Annotated in this window: 16 protein-coding genes, 3 tRNA genes and 1 riboswitch; of the genes, 15 read left to right on the top strand and 4 right to left on the bottom strand. The window is 58.8% G+C overall.

All coding sequences use genetic code 11. The features are described 5' to 3' along the window. The 7 genes from JFT80_RS02110 to astE form a co-directional block, all read left to right on the top strand. Positions 1–547, top strand: a 547-nt coding sequence (locus tag JFT80_RS02110) for an aminotransferase class III-fold pyridoxal phosphate-dependent enzyme (protein WP_201146768.1), incomplete at its 5' end; no start/stop codon positions are given. Between the two features lie 196 nt (positions 548–743). Beyond that, positions 744–1,763, top strand: a complete 1,020-nt coding sequence (gene aruF / locus JFT80_RS02105; RefSeq protein ID WP_201146767.1) for an arginine/ornithine succinyltransferase subunit alpha — start codon at positions 744–746, stop codon at positions 1,761–1,763. Between the two features lie 51 nt (positions 1,764–1,814). Then, positions 1,815–2,840, top strand: a complete 1,026-nt coding sequence (astA, locus tag JFT80_RS02100; RefSeq protein ID WP_201146766.1) for an arginine N-succinyltransferase — start codon at positions 1,815–1,817, stop codon at positions 2,838–2,840. Then, complete coding sequence (gene astD / locus JFT80_RS02095; RefSeq protein ID WP_201146769.1) at positions 2,837–4,306, top strand: succinylglutamate-semialdehyde dehydrogenase; 1,470 nt, start codon at positions 2,837–2,839, stop codon at positions 4,304–4,306. Before astA ends, astD begins: the two co-directional genes overlap by 4 nt. 161 nt (positions 4,307–4,467) lie before the next feature. Continuing rightward, a complete protein-coding gene (astB, locus tag JFT80_RS02090) occupies positions 4,468–5,814 on the top strand; it encodes an N-succinylarginine dihydrolase (RefSeq protein WP_201146765.1) in 1,347 nt (448 codons plus the stop codon). 57 nt (positions 5,815–5,871) lie between these two features. Next, entirely contained in the window at positions 5,872–6,162 is a 291-nt protein-coding gene (locus JFT80_RS02085; RefSeq protein ID WP_016983958.1) for a hypothetical protein, read from the top strand. 12 nt (positions 6,163–6,174) lie between these two features. Beyond that, positions 6,175–7,185 (top strand): succinylglutamate desuccinylase, encoded by a 1,011-nt coding sequence (astE, locus tag JFT80_RS02080; RefSeq protein ID WP_201146764.1) that lies wholly within the window; start codon positions 6,175–6,177, stop codon positions 7,183–7,185. Positions 7,186–7,286: 101 nt separating this feature from the next. Here astE and JFT80_RS02075 read toward each other — a convergent pair whose 3' ends face one another. Further along, positions 7,287–7,796: a 6,7-dimethyl-8-ribityllumazine synthase gene (locus tag JFT80_RS02075; RefSeq protein ID WP_201146763.1), complete on the bottom strand. Its 510-nt coding sequence runs from the start codon at positions 7,794–7,796 to the stop codon at positions 7,287–7,289. A 101-nt stretch (positions 7,797–7,897) separates the two neighbouring features. Further along, positions 7,898–8,070: riboswitch (FMN riboswitch) on the bottom strand. Positions 8,071–8,343: 273 nt separating this feature from the next. Between JFT80_RS02075 and ltaE the strand changes: the two genes are divergently transcribed. From ltaE to mgtE, 8 genes are all read left to right on the top strand, one after another. Continuing rightward, positions 8,344–9,348 (top strand): low-specificity L-threonine aldolase, encoded by a 1,005-nt coding sequence (gene ltaE / locus JFT80_RS02070; protein ID WP_201146762.1) that lies wholly within the window; start codon positions 8,344–8,346, stop codon positions 9,346–9,348. Positions 9,349–9,494: 146 nt separating this feature from the next. Further along, positions 9,495–12,113, top strand: a complete 2,619-nt coding sequence (gene alaS, locus JFT80_RS02065) for an alanine--tRNA ligase (protein ID WP_201146761.1) — start codon at positions 9,495–9,497, stop codon at positions 12,111–12,113. Positions 12,114–12,203: 90 nt separating this feature from the next. Next, positions 12,204–13,445 (top strand): aspartate kinase, encoded by a 1,242-nt coding sequence (locus JFT80_RS02060; protein WP_201146760.1) that lies wholly within the window; start codon positions 12,204–12,206, stop codon positions 13,443–13,445. Between the two features lie 187 nt (positions 13,446–13,632). Then, positions 13,633–13,821, top strand: a complete 189-nt coding sequence (csrA, locus tag JFT80_RS02055) for a carbon storage regulator CsrA (protein WP_002554426.1) — start codon at positions 13,633–13,635, stop codon at positions 13,819–13,821. Between the two features lie 62 nt (positions 13,822–13,883). After that, positions 13,884–13,974 (top strand) — tRNA-Ser (locus JFT80_RS02050). A gap of 107 nt (positions 13,975–14,081) precedes the next feature. Next, positions 14,082–14,158 (top strand) — tRNA-Arg (locus tag JFT80_RS02045). Between the two features lie 71 nt (positions 14,159–14,229). Then, a tRNA-Arg gene (locus JFT80_RS02040) sits at positions 14,230–14,306 on the top strand. A gap of 515 nt (positions 14,307–14,821) precedes the next feature. Then, positions 14,822–16,264, top strand: a complete 1,443-nt coding sequence (gene mgtE, locus JFT80_RS02035; RefSeq protein WP_201146759.1) for a magnesium transporter — start codon at positions 14,822–14,824, stop codon at positions 16,262–16,264. A gap of 102 nt (positions 16,265–16,366) precedes the next feature. Here mgtE and JFT80_RS02030 read toward each other — a convergent pair whose 3' ends face one another. From JFT80_RS02030 to JFT80_RS23630, 3 genes are all read right to left on the bottom strand, one after another. Continuing rightward, the gene (locus tag JFT80_RS02030; protein ID WP_003178899.1) at positions 16,367–16,693 is read right to left on the bottom strand and encodes an Arc family DNA-binding protein; all 327 of its coding nucleotides are present in this window, start codon (positions 16,691–16,693) and stop codon (positions 16,367–16,369) included. Between the two features lie 495 nt (positions 16,694–17,188). Beyond that, a complete protein-coding gene (locus JFT80_RS02025) occupies positions 17,189–17,368 on the bottom strand; it encodes a PA3371 family protein (protein WP_045057441.1) in 180 nt (59 codons plus the stop codon). A 22-nt stretch (positions 17,369–17,390) separates the two neighbouring features. After that, on the bottom strand, positions 17,391–17,576 hold a 186-nt coding region (locus JFT80_RS23630; protein WP_242482747.1), incomplete at its 5' end, for a hypothetical protein.

The following is a 17,576-nucleotide window of genomic DNA, read 5'->3' as shown; positions in this document are numbered from 1 at the left end:
CGACGAAGTGCAGACCGGCATGGGCCGCAGCGGCAAGCTGTTCGCCTACCAGCATTACGGCGTGACCCCGGACATCCTCACCAGCGCCAAGAGCCTGGGCGGAGGTTTCCCGATCGCGGCAATGCTGACCACCGAAGCATTGGCCAAACATCTGGTCGTCGGTACCCACGGCACCACCTACGGCGGCAACCCGCTGGCCTGTGCGGTCGCCGAAGCGGTGATCGACGTGATCAACACCCCTGAAGTGCTGGCTGGCGTGAACGCCAAGCACGCCAAGTTCAAGGCGCGCCTTGAGCAGATTGGCGAAAAATACGGCCTGTTCACCCAGGTGCGTGGCTTGGGGCTGCTGATCGGCTGCGTGCTGAATGACGCCTGGAAAGGCAAGGCCAAGGACATCTTCAACGCCGCTGAAAAAGAAGGCCTGATGATTCTGCAGGCCGGCCCGGACGTGATCCGTTTCGCCCCGAGCCTGGTGGTGGAAGACGCCGATATCGATGCGGGTCTGGATCGTTTCGAACGCGCTGCTGCAAAACTGACACAAGCCTGATAGACCCTTCGGCGCCTGATGATTCGGGCGCCGATCAAAATTTTGATGCCGGCCCCGCTCTTCTGTAGGAGCAAAGCTTGCTCGCGAAAGGCTCCAGCGACTTCACAGTGGCTGACAAAGCTTCGCGAGCAAGCTTTGCTCCTACAAACGGGTCGGCTTATTTCCCCCAAAAGAATGTAAAGAAAGGAGTGACACCATGCTGGTGATGCGCCCCGCGCAAATGGCTGATCTGGGCGAGGTACAGCGTCTGGCTGCGGACAGCCCGATTGGTGTCACTTCCTTGCCGGATGACGTGGAACGTCTGAGCGACAAGATCGCTGCGAGCGAAGCCTCGTTTGCCGCCGAAGTGAGCTTCAACGGTGAAGAAAGCTATTTCTTCGTCCTCGAAGATTCCGCCACCGGCAAACTGGTCGGCTGCTCGGCCATCGTTGCTTCGGCCGGTTATTCGGAGCCGTTCTACAGCTTCCGCAACGAGACCTTCGTTCACGCCTCCCGCGAGCTGAAGATCCACAACAAGATCCACGTGCTTTCGCAGTGCCACGACCTGACCGGCAACAGCTTGCTGACCAGTTTCTACGTGCAGCGCGAGCTGGTGGGTTCGCCGTGGTCCGAGCTCAACTCCCGTGGTCGTCTGCTGTTCGTTGCCAGCCACCCGGAGCGTTTCGCTGATTCGGTGGTGACCGAGATCGTCGGTTACAGCGACGAGAACGGCGACTCGCCATTCTGGGACGCTATCGGTCGTAACTTCTTCGACCTCAACTATGCCGAAGCCGAGCGCCTGTGCGGGCTGAAGAGCCGCACGTTCCTCGCCGAGTTGATGCCGCATTACCCGATCTACGTGCCGCTGCTGCCGGATTCCGCCCAAGAGGCGATGGGCCAGGTGCACCCGCGTGCGCAGATCACCTTCGACATCCTGATGCGCGAAGGTTTCGAGACCGATCATTACATCGACATTTTCGACGGTGGCCCGACCCTGCATGCACGTGTTTCGGGGATCCGTTCGATCGCCCAGAGCCGTGTTGTGCCGGTGAAAATCGGCGAAGCGGTCAAGGGTGTCGGGCGCCAGTATCTGGTGGCCAACGCGCAGTTGCAGGATTACCGCGCGGTGTTGCTGGAGCTGGATTACGCGCCAGGCAAACCGGTGACTCTGGATCTGGAAGCGGCCGAAGCCCTGGGCGTCGGTGAAGGTGCCAGTGTGCGCCTGGTGGCGGTTTAACGCCTTAGCGAGTTTCACGGGTGGCCGCGGCGGCCCGTTTGAGGAGATAGCATGATTGTTCGTCCCGTACGCAGCAGCGATTTATCCGCTCTGATCGACCTGGCCCGCAGCACCGGCACCGGCCTTACGACTTTGCCAGCCAACGAAGAGCGTCTGGCCCACCGGGTCGGCTGGGCCGAGAAGACCTTTCGCGGCGAAGCCGGCCGTGGCGATGCGGACTACCTGTTCGTGCTCGAAGACGATGATGGTCGCGTGGTGGGAATTTCCGCCATTGCTGGCGCCGTCGGTATGCGTGAGCCCTGGTACAACTTCCGTGTCGGCCTGACGGTCAGCGCCTCGCAAGAGCTGAATATCTATCGCGAGATTCCGACGCTGTTCCTCGCCAACGACCTGACCGGTAATTCCGAGCTGTGCTCGCTGTTCCTGCATGCCGATTACCGCAGCGGTCTGAACGGTCGCATGCTGTCGAAGGCGCGGATGCTGTTCATCGCTGAATTCCCTGAGCTGTTCGGTAACAAGATCATCGCCGAGATGCGCGGTGTCTCCGATGACGCCGGTCGTTCGCCGTTCTGGGAAAGCCTTGGCCGTCATTTCTTCAAAATGGAATTCAGCCAGGCCGATTACCTGACCGGCGTGGGCAACAAGGCGTTTATCGCTGAGCTGATGCCCAAATTCCCGCTGTACACCTGCTTCCTGTCGCCTGACGCACGCAACGTCATCGGTCAGGTTCACCCGGACACCGAGCCCGCGCTGGCGATGCTCAAGGGTGAAGGTTTCAGCTATCAGGGTTACGTCGACATCTTCGATGCCGGCCCGGCCATCGAATGCGAAACCGGCAAGATCCGCGCGGTGCGTGACAGCGAAGCGTTGGTGCTGGCTGTCGGTACGCCGGGCGATGACGCCACGCCGTTCATCATCCATAACCGCAAACGCGAAGACTGCCGCATCACTGCTGCGCCGGCGCGTCTCGCTGCCGGCACCCTGGTGGTTGATCCACAGACCGCCAAACGTCTTCAACTCAACGCTGGCGATCAAGTGCGCGCCGTGGCGTTGTCCGCTGCACGGGAGTCGAAATAATGAATTCGCTATACATCGCAGGTGAGTGGCTGGCCGGTCAGGGCGAAGCCTTTCAATCGCTGAACCCGGTGACCCAGCAAGTGCTGTGGTCGGGGGAGGGCGCCACCAGCGCTCAGGTCGAATCGGCGGTGCAGGCTGCACGTCAGGCTTTTCCGGACTGGGCGCGTCGTTCGCTGGAAGAGCGTATCGGCGTACTCGAGGCATTCGCGGCTTCGCTGAAAAACCACGCTGACGAGCTCGCTCGGACCATTGGTGAAGAGACCGGCAAACCGCTGTGGGAATCTGCGACCGAAGTGACCAGCATGGTCAACAAGATTGCCATCTCGATTCAGAGCTATCGTGAGCGTACCGGTGAGAAGAGCGGCCCTCTGGGCGACGCAACTGCCGTGCTGCGCCACAAGCCACACGGCGTGGTCGCGGTGTTCGGGCCTTACAACTTCCCCGGTCACCTGCCCAACGGCCACATCGTCCCAGCCTTGCTCGCGGGTAACAGCGTGCTGTTCAAGCCGAGCGAGCTGACGCCCAAAGTCGCCGAACTGACGGTTAAATGCTGGATCGAAGCCGGCCTGCCGGCTGGCGTGTTGAACCTGCTGCAGGGTGCTCGCGAAACCGGGATTGCCCTGGCGGCGAACCCTGGCATCGACGGCCTGTTCTTCACTGGTTCGAGCCGCACCGGCAATCACCTGCACCAGCAATTTGCCGGTCGGCCGGACAAGATCCTGGCGCTGGAGATGGGCGGTAACAATCCACTGGTGGTTGACGAGGTGGCTGACCTGGATGCGGCGGTCTACACCATCATCCAGTCGGCATTCATTTCTGCCGGCCAGCGTTGCACCTGCGCGCGCCGCCTGCTGGTGCCCCAGGGCGCCTGGGGCGACTCGTTGCTGGCACGCCTGGTGGCGGTGACTTCGACCATCGAAGTGGGCGCTTTTGATCAGCAACCGGCGCCGTTCATGGGCTCGGTCATTTCCCTGGCTGCGGCCAAATCCCTGATGGATGCGCAGGCGCATCTGCTGGCAAATGGCGCCATGGCGCTGTTGGAAATGACCCAGCCACAGGCTCAGGCTGCCTTGCTGACCCCAGGCATTTTGGATGTAACGGCCGTGGCCGAGCGTCCTGACGAAGAACTGTTCGGCCCGTTGCTGCAAGTGATTCGCTACGCTGATTTCGAAGCGGCGATCGCCGAGGCCAACGACACCGAATACGGCCTTGCCGCCGGCTTGCTCTCGGATTCCGAAGCGCGTTACCAGCAGTTCTGGCTGGAAAGCCGGGCCGGTATCGTCAACTGGAACAAGCAGCTGACGGGCGCGGCCAGCAGTGCGCCGTTCGGCGGGGTGGGGGCCTCGGGTAACCATCGTGCCAGCGCCTATTACGCGGCAGATTACTGCGCGTACCCGGTGGCATCGCTGGAAACGCCGAGCCTGACCTTGCCTGCCGCCCTCACGCCTGGCGTGAAAATGGCGTGATGCCAATCGCCAGCAGGCTGGCTCCCACAGGTTCGGTGGTGTTTACACACTGTGTGTACGACGCAAATCCCTGTGGGAGCCAGCCTGCTGGCGATGGCCACGCCTCGGTCTCAAATCCGGTTACTGAAGCCTAACAACAGAATTCTCGTGGAGCCTCGCTGATGAAATCCTATGAAGTCAATTTTGACGGTCTAGTGGGGCCGACCCATAACTACGGCGGCCTGTCCTACGGCAACGTCGCGTCCCAGAGCAACAGCCAGCAATCCTCGAACCCGAAGGAAGCTGCGCTGCAAGGCCTGGCGAAAATGAAAGCGCTGATGGAAATGGGCTTTCAGCAAGGTGTCCTCGCCCCTCAGGAACGGCCGGACGTAGCCGCCCTGCGGCGCCTGGGCTTCGGCGGCACCGATGCGCAAGTGATTGAGCGCGCCGCCAAGGACGCCATGCCCTTGCTGGTCGCCAGTTGCTCGGCGTCGAGCATGTGGGTGGCCAACGCCGCCACGGTCAGCCCGAGTGCCGACACCGCTGACGGTCGCGTGCATTTCACCGCCGCCAACCTCAACTGCAAATACCACCGCAGCATCGAACACCCGACCACCAGTCGTGTGCTTGGCGCGATGTTCGCCAATCAGCAGCACTTCGCCCATCACGCCGCTTTGCCGGCGGTGGCGCAGTTCGGCGATGAAGGCGCGGCCAACCACACACGCTTCTGCCGTGAATATGGCGAGGCAGGTGTCGAGTTTTTCGTGTTCGGTCGCAGTGCCTTCGACAATCGTTATCCTGCGCCGCAGAAATACCCGGCCCGTCAGACCCTTGAAGCCTCGCAAGCCGTCGCACGTCTGCACGGTCTGCGTGACGAAGGCGTGGTTTACGCTCAGCAGAACCCGAACGTGATCGATCAGGGCGTGTTCCATAACGACGTGATCGCCGTAGGTAATGGCGAAGTCCTGTTCTATCACGAGGACGCGTTCCTCGAGACTGAACAGATGCTGGCCGAACTGGAAGGCAAACTCGCCAAAGCGGGTGGGAAATTTCAGTCTGTGTGTGTTCCGCGTTCGGCCGTCACCGTGGATGACGCGGTTCGTTCCTACTTGTTCAATAGCCAGCTTCTGTCACGCCCTGACGGCTCGATGCTGTTGATTGTTCCGCAAGAATGCCAGGCCAACGAGCGCGTCTGGACTTACCTGCAAGGTTTGACCAGCTCCGGCGGGCTGATTCGTGAAGTGAAAGTCTTCGACCTCAAGCAAAGCATGCAGAACGGCGGTGGCCCTGCTTGCCTGAGACTTCGCGTCGCACTCAACGAAACCGAACTGGCGGCGGTCAACCCAGGGGTTATCATGACCGCACCGTTGTACGGTTCCTTGACCGCATGGGTTGAAAAGCACTACCGCGACCGCCTGAGCGAAACCGATCTGGCGGATCCGCAATTGTTGCTTGAATGCCGGACGGCACTGGATGAACTGACGCAAATCCTTAAACTGGGCGCGGTTTATCCATTCCAGATCAATTGATGGCCGGCGCGTCGCCCGAACGCGGCGCGCGGCTTGTCTCCCGAAGAGAGTAAAAACATGAGCGATTCCCTGCAGCTGATCCTTGAAGACACCGACGGCACGCAACTGCAAACCTCGTGCACCCGCGTCGCGGTCATGTGGCAAGGCAAAGAGCTGTGGATCCAGCAGGACGGCCGTGGCCAACTGCTGATCGGCGTGGACGTCGAAGAAGGTGATGCCGAGTACGCCAACCTGCTGCTGCGCCCATTGGCGACTAATCTGGTAAGTCTGCAACTGGAAATGGAACCGGCTGACGTCGGCGACGACGAAGACCACGTGCACGGCCCGGATTGCAACCACGATCACTAAGGAAACCGCTCTATGCTCGCCCTCGGCAAACTGCTTGAACTGACCCTCGCCGGCCGCGAACCGGCGGAGAAGACTCAACTGACTGTCGAAGGCGTGCGGATGCGCTGGTTGAGCGAAGGGGCGCTGGAAGTCCGGCCCCCTGAAGCTCGCGACAATGGCCTGGATCTGCTGCTGTCGGCAGGTATCCATGGCAATGAAACAGCACCGATCGAGTTGCTTGATCGGCTGCTGCACGACATCGCTCGCGGCGATCTGAAGCCGTGTGCACGCATTCTGTTCCTGTTCGGCAACCCGGAAGCGATTCGCAAAGGCGAGCGTTTCATCGAGCAGGACGTCAATCGGCTGTTCAACGGCCGTCATGAACAAAGCAGTGGTTCGGAAGCTTTGCGAGCCTGTGAGCTGGAACGTTTGGCCGCGAGCTTTTTCAGCCTGCCCGACCGCGAGCGCCTGCACTACGACCTGCACACGGCGATTCGTGGTTCGCGGATCGAGCAGTTCGCTTTGTATCCGTGGAAAGAAGGTCGCCAGCATTCCCGTCGGGAGCTGGCACGGCTGCGCGCCGCGGGCATGGAGGCGGTGTTGTTGCAGAACAAGCCGTCGATCGTTTTTAGTTCCTATACCTACGACAAGCTCGATGCCGAAGCCTTCACGCTGGAACTGGGCAAGGCGCGGCCGTTCGGGCAGAACGACGGGGTCAATGTGTCGCTGCTGGAAACTCGTCTGCAGCAGATCATCGAAGGCAATGAGCCAGATTTGGCTGAAGAAGGCCTGGACGGTCTGCAGTTGTTCAGCGTGGCGCGGGAAATCATCAAGCACAGTGATGCGTTCCACCTGAACCTGCCACAGGACGTCGAAAACTTTTCCGAGTTGGAGATGGGCTATGTGCTGGCCGAAGATCTGGCCAATACCCGCTGGATCATTGAGGAAGAGGGCGCGCGAATCATCTTCCCTAATCCCAAGGTCAAGAACGGCTTGCGCGCAGGCATCCTGATCGTGCCGGCCACCGACGAAAATCTCGCCTGACACGGTCCCTGTAGGAGCTGCGGAACGCTGCGATCTTTTGATGTTGGGTGGCAAAAGATCGCAGCCTCGTTGCACTCGTCAGCTCCTACAGGGTTCGGTGTTTAGACGGCGACTGCGCGCGGCTCGGTGCGGCGCAGTGCGCGGATTTTCTGCAGCGTATCGGCACAAGTCCTAGCCGCTTCCTGACCCTTGTGCACAAAGTGCTCGAAGAAGAACTTCTGATGTTCGTCGCCCGCATGGAAGTGATGCGGGGTCAGGGACACCGAGAACACCGGCACTTCGGTTTCCAGCTGCACCTGCATCAGGCCACTGACCACCGATTGGGCGACGAACTCGTGACGGTAGATGCCGCCGTCCACGACCAGGGCGGCCGCGACGATGCCGGCATAACGACCGGTCTTGGCCAGCAACTTGGCGTGCAGGGGCATTTCAAAGGCGCCGCCGACTTCGAAGATGTCGATGTCCGATTCCTGATAACCCAAGGCAATCATTTCGGCGACGAAGCCTTTACGGCTCTGGTCGACGATTTCCTTGTGCCAGCAGGCCTGGATGAACGCGACGCGCTCGCCATGAGTGTGTTTGTTTTTGCTGTCGATAGCGGTGGGTTGCATGTTCTGACTCCTGTTTGTGTGAAAAACAGGGCATTATGAATCGAAAGGGATTCAAGGGTACGCGCGAGCACAGAAGTGCGCAGGCGGCCCTTTGGCGTCAATCCCGTTCTCTCTTCATCCGGACTATGACCGTCGGCCCCGGAATCACACCGGGTCTGCTGACCTTGTCGTCGATCACCGCTAAAAGCCGTGTTCGTTGCCAAGCGCTCGCGGGCTATGCGCATTGCGCGCAATTACCGCCGGTGGGGAATTACACCCCGCCCTGAGAACGTTTTCGCCGCCCTTTGTTGGGCGGCGGAGCGTTTTTAACACATATTTTTTGCCTGGCGCATAGCCAAAGTCGACGCATAGCCCTGTGGGAGTGGGCTTGCCCGCGATAGCGATGTGTCAGCCTTCGACCCTATCGACTGACAGTCGGCTATCGCGGGCAAGCCCGCTCCCACAGGGTTTGTGTTTTTTCCCCATACCAGGGTTGATTATTCGTCCACATGACCGCAGTAATCCCTGTCTGAAAGGGATTTCCCCTGCTGACTTTGAGGCCAGGTTCATGAGCGTTATCGATCTTCGCAGCGACACTGTCACCCAACCGACTCCCGCCATGCTCGACGCGATGACCGCGGCAGACACCGGCGATGATGTGTATGGCGAAGATCCGACCGTCAATCGTCTGGAAGCCGAACTGGCCAAGCGCCTTGGCTTCGCTGCCGCGCTGTTTGTCCCGACCGGGACCATGAGCAACCTGCTCGGTTTGATGGCGCACTGTGAGCGGGGCGACGAATACATCGTTGGCCAGCAGGCGCATACCTACAAATACGAGGGCGGAGGCGCGGCGGTGCTCGGTTCGATTCAGCCTCAGCCGCTGGAAGTGCAGGCTGACGGTTCGCTGGATCTGGATCAGGTTGCTGCTGCGATCAAACCGGATGACTTCCATTTCGCCCGTACTCGCCTGCTGGCGCTGGAAAACACTATGCAAGGCAAAGTGCTGCCGCTGGAGTATCTGGCCCGCGCCCGCCGCTTCACTCAGGACAATGGCCTGCAATTGCACCTGGATGGCGCGCGGTTGTACAACGCGGCGGTCAAACTCGGTGTTGATGCCCGCGAGATCACCCAACATTTCGACTCGGTGTCGGTGTGCCTGTCCAAAGGCCTCGGTGCGCCAGTGGGCTCGGTGCTTTGCGGTTCGGCCGAGTTGATAGGCAAGGCGCGGCGTCTGCGCAAGATGGTCGGCGGCGGTATGCGTCAGGCCGGACTGCTGGCGGCGGCGGGCTTGTACGCCCTGGATCACAATATCGAGCGGCTGGCAAACGACCACGCCAATGCGCAACTTCTGGCGGAAGGTCTGCGTGAAGCAGGTTTCAGTGTTGAGCCGGTGCAAACCAACATGGTTTATGTGCAAATGGGCGACAAAGCCGAAGCGTTCAAGGCATTTGCTGCCGAGCGTGGTATCCGCCTCAGCGCTGCCGGGCGGCTTAGAATGGTCACGCACATGGACGTCAATCGCTCGCAAATCGAGCAAGTGATCGCGGCATTCGTCGAGTTTTCGCGCAAGTGACAGCGTTAGCCGTCCAATTGACCGTTTCTATCGTATAAACACGCTGTACCCCGCGCGCAGGGCCGATATAATGCGGCCCTTTGCCGTCGCTTCGTCTGTTGACGTTTCGAACAGGCCTTTGGCCGCAGCCTCCGTGGAAGAACCTAATGAAAAGCGCAGAAATCCGTGAAGCCTTCCTTCGCTTCTTCGAAGAGCAAGGCCACACCCGTGTAGCCTCCAGCTCTTTGATTCCGGGCAACGACCCAACCCTGCTGTTCACTAACGCGGGGATGAACCAGTTCAAGGACTGCTTCCTGGGCCAGGAAAAACGTGCGTACACCCGTGCGACCAGCAGCCAGAAATGCGTGCGCGCCGGTGGCAAGAACAGCGACCTGGAAAACGTCGGTTATACCGCTCGTCACCACACGTTCTTCGAAATGCTCGGTAACTTCAGCTTCGGTGACTATTTCAAGCACGACGCGATTACCTTTGCCTGGACCTTCCTGACCGGCGTTCTCAAACTGCCGAAGGAAAAACTCTGGGTCACTGTCTACGCCTCCGACGACGAAGCGTATGACATCTGGACCAAAGAAGTCGGTGTGCCGGTCGAGCGCATGATCCGCATCGGCGACAACAAAGGCGCGCCATACGCGTCCGACAACTTCTGGACCATGGGCGATACCGGCCCGTGCGGCCCATGCACCGAGATTTTCTACGATCACGGCGACCACATCTGGGGCGGCCCACCGGGCTCGCCGGAAGAAGACGGCGACCGTTACATCGAGATCTGGAACAACGTGTTCATGCAATTCAACCGCACCGCCGATGGCGTGTTGCATCCGTTGCCAGCACCGTCGGTCGATACCGGCATGGGCCTGGAGCGGATCAGTGCGGTGATGCAGCACGTCAATTCGAACTACGACATCGATCTGTTCAAGAACCTGCTGAGCGCTTCGGCCGCAGCAATCGGCTGCGAAAACGGTGACCAGTCTTCGCTGAAAGTAGTATCCGACCACATTCGTTCTTGCGGTTTCCTGATCGCCGATGGCGTGCTGCCGTCCAACGAAGGTCGCGGTTATGTACTGCGCCGGATCATTCGTCGTGCCTGCCGCCACGGTAACAAGCTGGGCGCCACCGGCAGCTTCTTCTACAAGATCGTCGCGGCGCTGGTCGCCGAGATGGGCGAAGCCTTCCCGGAACTGAAGAAGCAGCAGAGCAACATCGAACGCGTGCTCAAGGCCGAAGAAGAGCAGTTCTCCAAAACCCTGGAGCACGGCCTGAAGATTCTCGAGCAGGATCTGCTGGAACTCAAAGGCACCGTGGTGCCGGGCGATGTGGTGTTCAAGCTGTACGACACCTACGGTTTCCCGATGGACCTGACCGCGGATATCGCTCGCGAACGCAACCTGACCGTTGACGAAGCCGGCTTCGAGCGCGAAATGGAAGCCCAGCGCGTCCGTGCACGTTCCGCCAGTTCGTTCGGCCTGGACTACAACACCCTGGTCAAGGTTGACGTAGCCACCGAGTTCACCGGCTACAAAGCCACCAGCGGTTCGGCAAAAATTGTCGCCATCTATAAAGACGGCCAGTCGGTTGACGTATTGAGTGAAGGTCAGGAGGCGGTCGTCGTCCTCAACCAGACGCCTTTTTACGCTGAATCCGGCGGGCAGATCGGCGACTGCGGTTTCCTTCAGGCGGGCGAGGCACGTTTCGACGTACGCGACACCACCAAGACCGGCGGCGCCTTCCTGCACCACGGCGTGCTGGATTCGGGCAGCCTGACCATCGGCGCGCCAGTGGAAACTCACGTGGATGCTGAAGTGCGTCACGCCACTGCATTGAACCACTCGGCGACGCACTTGCTGCACGCCGCATTGCGTCAAGTTCTGGGTGAACACGTTCAGCAGAAAGGTTCGTTGGTGGATAGCCAGCGTCTGCGTTTCGACTTCAGTCACTTTGAAGCGATCAAGCCTGAACAAATCAAGGCGCTGGAAGACATCGTCAACGCCGAGATTCGCAAGAACTCCGCCGTTGAAACCGAAGAAACCGACATTGAAACCGCCAAGAACAAAGGCGCCATGGCGCTGTTCGGCGAGAAGTACGGCGACAACGTACGCGTGCTGAGCATGGGCGGCGATTTCTCCGTCGAGCTGTGCGGCGGTATCCACGCCAACCGTACCGGCGACATCGGTCTGCTGAAAATCATCAGCGAAGGCGGTGTGGCTTCGGGTGTGCGTCGTATCGAGGCAGTTACCGGTGCCGCGGCGCTGGCCTACTTGAATGCTGCAGAAGAACAACTCAAGGAAGCGGCGAGCCTGGTCAAGGGCAGCCGCGACAACCTGATCGACAAGCTGTCGGCTGTGCTGGAGCGCAACCGTCTGCTGGAGAAGCAACTCGAGCAGTTGCAGGCCAAGGCAGCCAGCGCGGCGGGCGACGATCTGTCGGCCTCCGCCCTGGACGTCAAGGGTGTGAAAGTGCTGGCCGTGCGTCTGGACGGCCAGGATGGCAAGGCGCTGCTGGCGCTGGTCGATCAACTGAAAAACAAACTCGGCCGCGCAGTGATCCTGCTCGGCAGTGTCCATGAGGAAAAGGTCGTTCTGGTTGCAGGCGTAACCAAAGACCTGACTGGCCAACTCAAAGCCGGTGATTTGATGAAACAGGCTGCTGCGGCAGTGGGCGGGAAGGGCGGTGGTCGTCCGGACATGGCGCAGGGCGGCGGTGTCGACGCCGGCGCGCTGGATGGCGCACTGGCGCTGACCGTTCCATTCGTCGAGCAGGGTTTATAAGACGGCCCGTCGGGTTCGCGGTCTAGTAGCGGGCCCGACGGCTGTTTGATTGATTATTGGGCGCCCTTCATGGGCAGAGGCGGCTTTGAAATGGCTTTGATCGTACAGAAATTTGGAGGCACCTCGGTCGGTACTGTCGAGAGAATCGAGCAGGTCGCCGACAAGGTTAAGAAGTTCCGCGATGCCGGCGATGACCTGGTGGTTGTGCTGTCTGCAATGAGCGGCGAAACCAACCGTCTGATCGATCTGGCCAAGCAAATCAGTGGCGACAGTCAACCGGTTCCGCGTGAATTGGATGTGATCGTTTCCACCGGTGAGCAGGTAACGATTGCCCTATTGGCCATGGCGCTGATCAAGCGCGGTGTGCCGGCGGTGTCGTACACCGGTAATCAGGTGCGGATCCTGACGGACAGTGCGCACAATAAAGCGCGTATCTTGCAGATTGATGACCAGAAGATTCGTGGTGATCTGAAAGCAGGTCGCGTAGTGGTTGTCGCCGGTTTCCAGGGCGTCGACGAGCACGGCAACATCACTACCCTCGGTCGTGGCGGTTCCGACACCACGGGCGTCGCATTGGCTGCAGCGCTGAAGGCTGACGAGTGCCAGATCTACACCGACGTTGATGGTGTCTACACCACCGACCCGCGTGTTGTTCCGGTCGCTCAGCGCCTGGACAAGATCACCTTCGAAGAGATGCTGGAAATGGCCAGCCTCGGCTCCAAGGTGCTGCAGATCCGTGCGGTGGAATTCGCCGGCAAGTACAACGTTCCGCTGCGCGTACTGCACAGCTTCAAGGAGGGTCCGGGCACCCTCATTACTATTGATGAAGAGGAAACCATGGAACAGCCGATCATTTCCGGCATCGCTTTCAATCGCGATGAAGCCAAGCTGACCATCCGTGGCGTGCCAGACACCCCGGGTGTGGCGTTCAAGATTCTCGGCCCGATCAGTGCCGCGAACATCGAAGTCGACATGATCGTGCAGAACGTTGCGCACGATAACACCACCGACTTCACCTTCACCGTGCACCGCAACGACTATCAGGCCGCACAGACCGTGCTGGAAAACACCGCTCGCGAGATCGGTGCCCGTGAAGTGGTTGGCGACACCAAGATTGCCAAGGTCTCGATCGTCGGCGTCGGCATGCGTTCCCATGCAGGCGTGGCCAGCCGCATGTTCGAATCCCTGGCTAAAGAAAGCATCAACATCCAGATGATCTCGACCTCGGAAATCAAGGTTTCCGTGGTAATTGAAGAGAAGTACCTGGAATTGGCTGTGCGCGCTCTGCACACGGCTTTCGAACTGGATGCTCCGGCCCGTCAGGGCGAGTAATTCCGTTTCTTGAAGGGCGCGGTCTGACCGCGCCCTTTATTTTTTGAATGGCGCGAGCCCTGAACTGTTCTTTTGCTCGCGCTGGTCAATACTCAGGCATGTAGGGCTACGATCGCTCCGGTTGTAGGTCGGGTGCCTTTTTTTTGCAGACTGTTGTCCCAGAACTGAATTGCGTAAGGAGAAAGGTATGCTGATTCTGACCCGTCGGTGCGCAGAAAGCCTGATTATCGGTGATGGCGAAATCACCGTGACCGTGCTCGGCGTTAAAGGAAATCAAGTGCGTATCGGTGTGAATGCCCCGAAAGAGGTTGCTGTGCACCGTGAGGAAATTTACCTGCGTATAAAGAAAGAGAAGGACGAAGAACCAAGCCATTAATTTTTATCGATTTTTATGTTTGCAAACGGGGAAAAGGTTGGTTAAGATACGCCCCGTGTTGCGGAGAGCTGGCCGAGTGGCCGAAGGCGCTCCCCTGCTAAGGGAGTACACCTCAAAAGGGTGTCGGGGGTTCGAATCCCCCGTTCTCCGCCATTATTTGCTTAGTACGTCGTAATCTGGCTTTTTCTGTAAGTTGTTGAAATTAATAGAAAAAGTGGTTGGAATAGAGATTAGACGGGCTATAATGCGGCGCAACAAATGCACTCGTAGCTCAGCTGGATAGAGTACTCGGCTACGAACCGAGCGGTCACAGGTTCGAATCCTGTCGAGTGCACCATTTAAGAGTTAGTTGCAGCAATGCAGGTAACTTGGCTTCATCCAGTTGTGGTCTGGGCTAAAAACACAAATGCACTCGTAGCTCAGCTGGATAGAGTACTCGGCTACGAACCGAGCGGTCACAGGTTCGAATCCTGTCGAGTGCACCATACACCGAAAAGCCCGCGTTTAACGCGGGCTTTTTGCTGTCCGGGATTTACCTTTTTCCGCGATGCCCCTTCTCTCATCCGATTGCACCGCCGCGCTGCGGCCTCGCTTCGCAGTGGTGAAATGTCGTGGCGGCTGCGCGGGCCTGGCAGGCAGAAAAATCCAGCCAGGAAAAATAATAGCCAAGCGATGGCATTAATCGTTCTCCATGACGGTCCTAGAGGAGGGTGGCCGCTACATTTTCCTCAAGCACTGTGTTTTCTCTTCGCCATGGGTCGTCGCACATTAAACGGTCAGGGCGGCACTCAGGTTTGTCCTGCAAGCGCTTGTTTCCAGCCGCGATTTTTTGACGTTTAAAACTCCCCGGCGGTGTATGATTGCGCCCGTCAGCCCCGCCGGGGCTTGTGGAAAACCTCCATGGACTTACCCAGTAGTTACTCAGTACCCCGTTTCACCAATCATGAATTGACTGATTGATCCTTCCGGCGTGCCCCGCTGCTGGGAGTGGAGTTCGCCTATGTCTGAAATCGAAGTAAAGAAAACACAGGAAAGCCTGCAGGATCGACTGGCTCAAGTCGTCGAGCTGCTGCAGCGTCAACGGGTCGTCGAAGACCTGACTCATCGCCAGGAAGGCGCGCATCACGACCGGGTCGAGAACCTGGTTCACCGGCAGAACCTCGTCGAGTTGCAACGCAAGCTTGATGACCTGCACTCCGCCGACGTCGCCTACATCCTCGAAGCGCTGCCGCTTGATGACCGCCTGACGCTTTGGCAGCTGGTCAAGGCCGATCGCGACGGCGACATCCTGCTAGAAGTATCCGATTCCGTTCGTGAAACGCTGATCGCCGACATGGACGATCACGAGCTCCTGGCTGCCGCCAAGGACATGGACGCCGACGAACTCGCTGACCTGGCTTCCGAGCTGCCGCGAGACGTCGTCCATGAGCTGATGGAGAGTCTCGATAACCAGCAGCGTGAGCGTGTCCGTTCGGCCTTGTCCTATGACGATGAGCAAGTCGGTGCGTTGATGGACTTTGAGATGGTGACGATCCGTGAGGATGTCAGTCTCGAAGTGGTCCTGCGTTATCTGCGTCGCCTTAAAGAGCTGCCGGGTCATACCGACAAGCTGTTTGTGGTCGACTACGACGGCGTGCTCAAGGGCGTGCTGCCGATCAAGCGTTTGCTGGTTAATGATCCGGACAAACAAGTTGCTGAGGTGATGGCGAGTGATCCGGTGAGTTTCCACCCGGATGAAGACGCCTACGATGCCGCCCAGGCATTCGAGCGTTATGACCTGATTTCTGCTCCGGTCGTCGACAAGAACGGCAAGCTGATCGGCCGTCTGACCATCGACGAAATGGTCGACTTGATCCGTGAGGAGAGTGAAAGCGAAGTCCTCAACATGGCAGGTCTGCGCGAAGAGGAAGATATCTTCGCTTCGGTGTGGAAATCTCTGCGCAACCGTTGGGCGTGGCTGGCAATCAACCTGATCACTGCGTTCATCGCTTCCCGAGTGATCGGTCTGTTTGAAGGTTCGATCGAGAAGCTGGTAGCACTCGCGGCACTGATGCCGATCGTGGCAGGTATCGGTGGTAACTCCGGTAACCAGACGATCACCATGATCGTTCGCGCCATGGCGCTCGATCAGGTCAGTACAGGCAACACCTCGCGCCTCATGCGCAAGGAGCTGGCGGTAGGTCTGATCAATGGCCTGGTTTGGGGCGGTGTGATTGGCGTGGTTGCTTATCTGCTTTACGGCAGTTGGTCGTTGGGAGTGGTCATGACGGCGGCTATGACGCTCAATCTGTTGCTGGCAGCCTTGATGGGCGTATTGATCCCGATGACCCTGGCGAAAATGGGTCGAGACCCGGCGATGGGGGCGAGTGTGATGATCACTGCCATGACCGACAGCGGTGGCTTCTTCATCTTCCTCGGGTTGGCGACAATCTTCCTGCTCTGACCTGCAGAGCTAAAAACCCGCCCTCATCAGGCGGGTTTTTTTACGCCTGGATTTCAGGCAAAAAAAGCCAGCAATTAAGCTGGCTTGGGGAATTCGGCTGAATCAGGACGCGTCTGCTGCCATTTCGGCGTCGTGGGCGATCAAAGATACCAAGGCGTTCTGCTGGCGGTGAGACAGCTGGCGGAAACGTTGCAACAGCTCGCGTTCATGCAGCGAAAGCTCGGGGCTGTCCAGGCGCATGCTCAGCTCTTCGCCCAGTGCACCTTCCTGAATAAGACTCTGCTCAAGGCGCGCAATGATCTCGGAGTTCATGCTGCGATGATGATTGCGAGCCACCTCGGCAATGCGTTCACGCATTCCGTCTGGCAGACGTACGACGAACTTGTCAGCCGTACGGCTGGAATAAATTGCCTGTTTCAATGGGCGCATATATTTAACCGGTTAGTTCAGGGGAGCGGTTCTCGGGATTGGCCGCAGGATGTGTGGTAGGACAAGCATCCGCGCCAAATGGTTCAACCTGAATTGTTAAGAGGCCCGCATCATGCCTCAAAATTGCCAGATCATTGGCGTCAATTCTGTGACAAATATTGAGCTGGGTAAAGGCGTAATGCCAGCACCAATTATCAGAAATGCGGACTGGTTGGTAAGTTTGGCGGGTCCGCGTCTCCGGTTGCCTGCTTCCCTGGCGGATGATGTCCGAAGACCTCATAAGCTCGTGTCAAAGCGCGCCCTCATTGCGCCCTCTATTAGAGAGTAGTGGCAATTGGCCGATTTACTAGGGAGGACGTGTGGGGGAGGGGATATTCAGGATGGATGGCAGTCGGGCCTGCCTTATCCGGACGCTGGGCGATGATGAAGCTGCCTGGGGAAAAGCCAAGGGGCCCTTTGAGGACCCCTTGGAGATTGCAATTCGATTCGCAGGCGTTAGCGTAGTACGGGATCAAACTTGATTTTGCGACCAGCAATCAGCGCCAGCAGGAACAGGATGCCAGATACTGCGCACACAACCAGCGGCGCAGTCACGAGGGTGTCCTCGATCAGGGCCACATGCAACATGCCGCTCATTAGACATAAGGCGAGAAATCCTGTGGCCCATTTGGACATGCTGTACTCCTGATGAAAAAATTCAAAAAACCAGGCGATCCGAAGATGGCGTGATGGCGACCGCCATCGCCTGACTCGCGTCCTGTGCGGATGCGCGGGTTGGGTTGTTCATGACGGCAAGCTGAGGAGCCCTTTGCAGCTGAAGGTAGTGAGGCGTTCGCTGGTTGGCAGCGACCTCGTCATTCTTCGGAGCAAAATGAACACCCAA

The organism is Pseudomonas sp. TH10 (genome assembly GCF_016651255.1).
GTDB lineage: Bacteria > Pseudomonadota > Gammaproteobacteria > Pseudomonadales > Pseudomonadaceae > Aquipseudomonas.
This window is presented reverse-complemented; position numbering and strand designations above follow the sequence as displayed.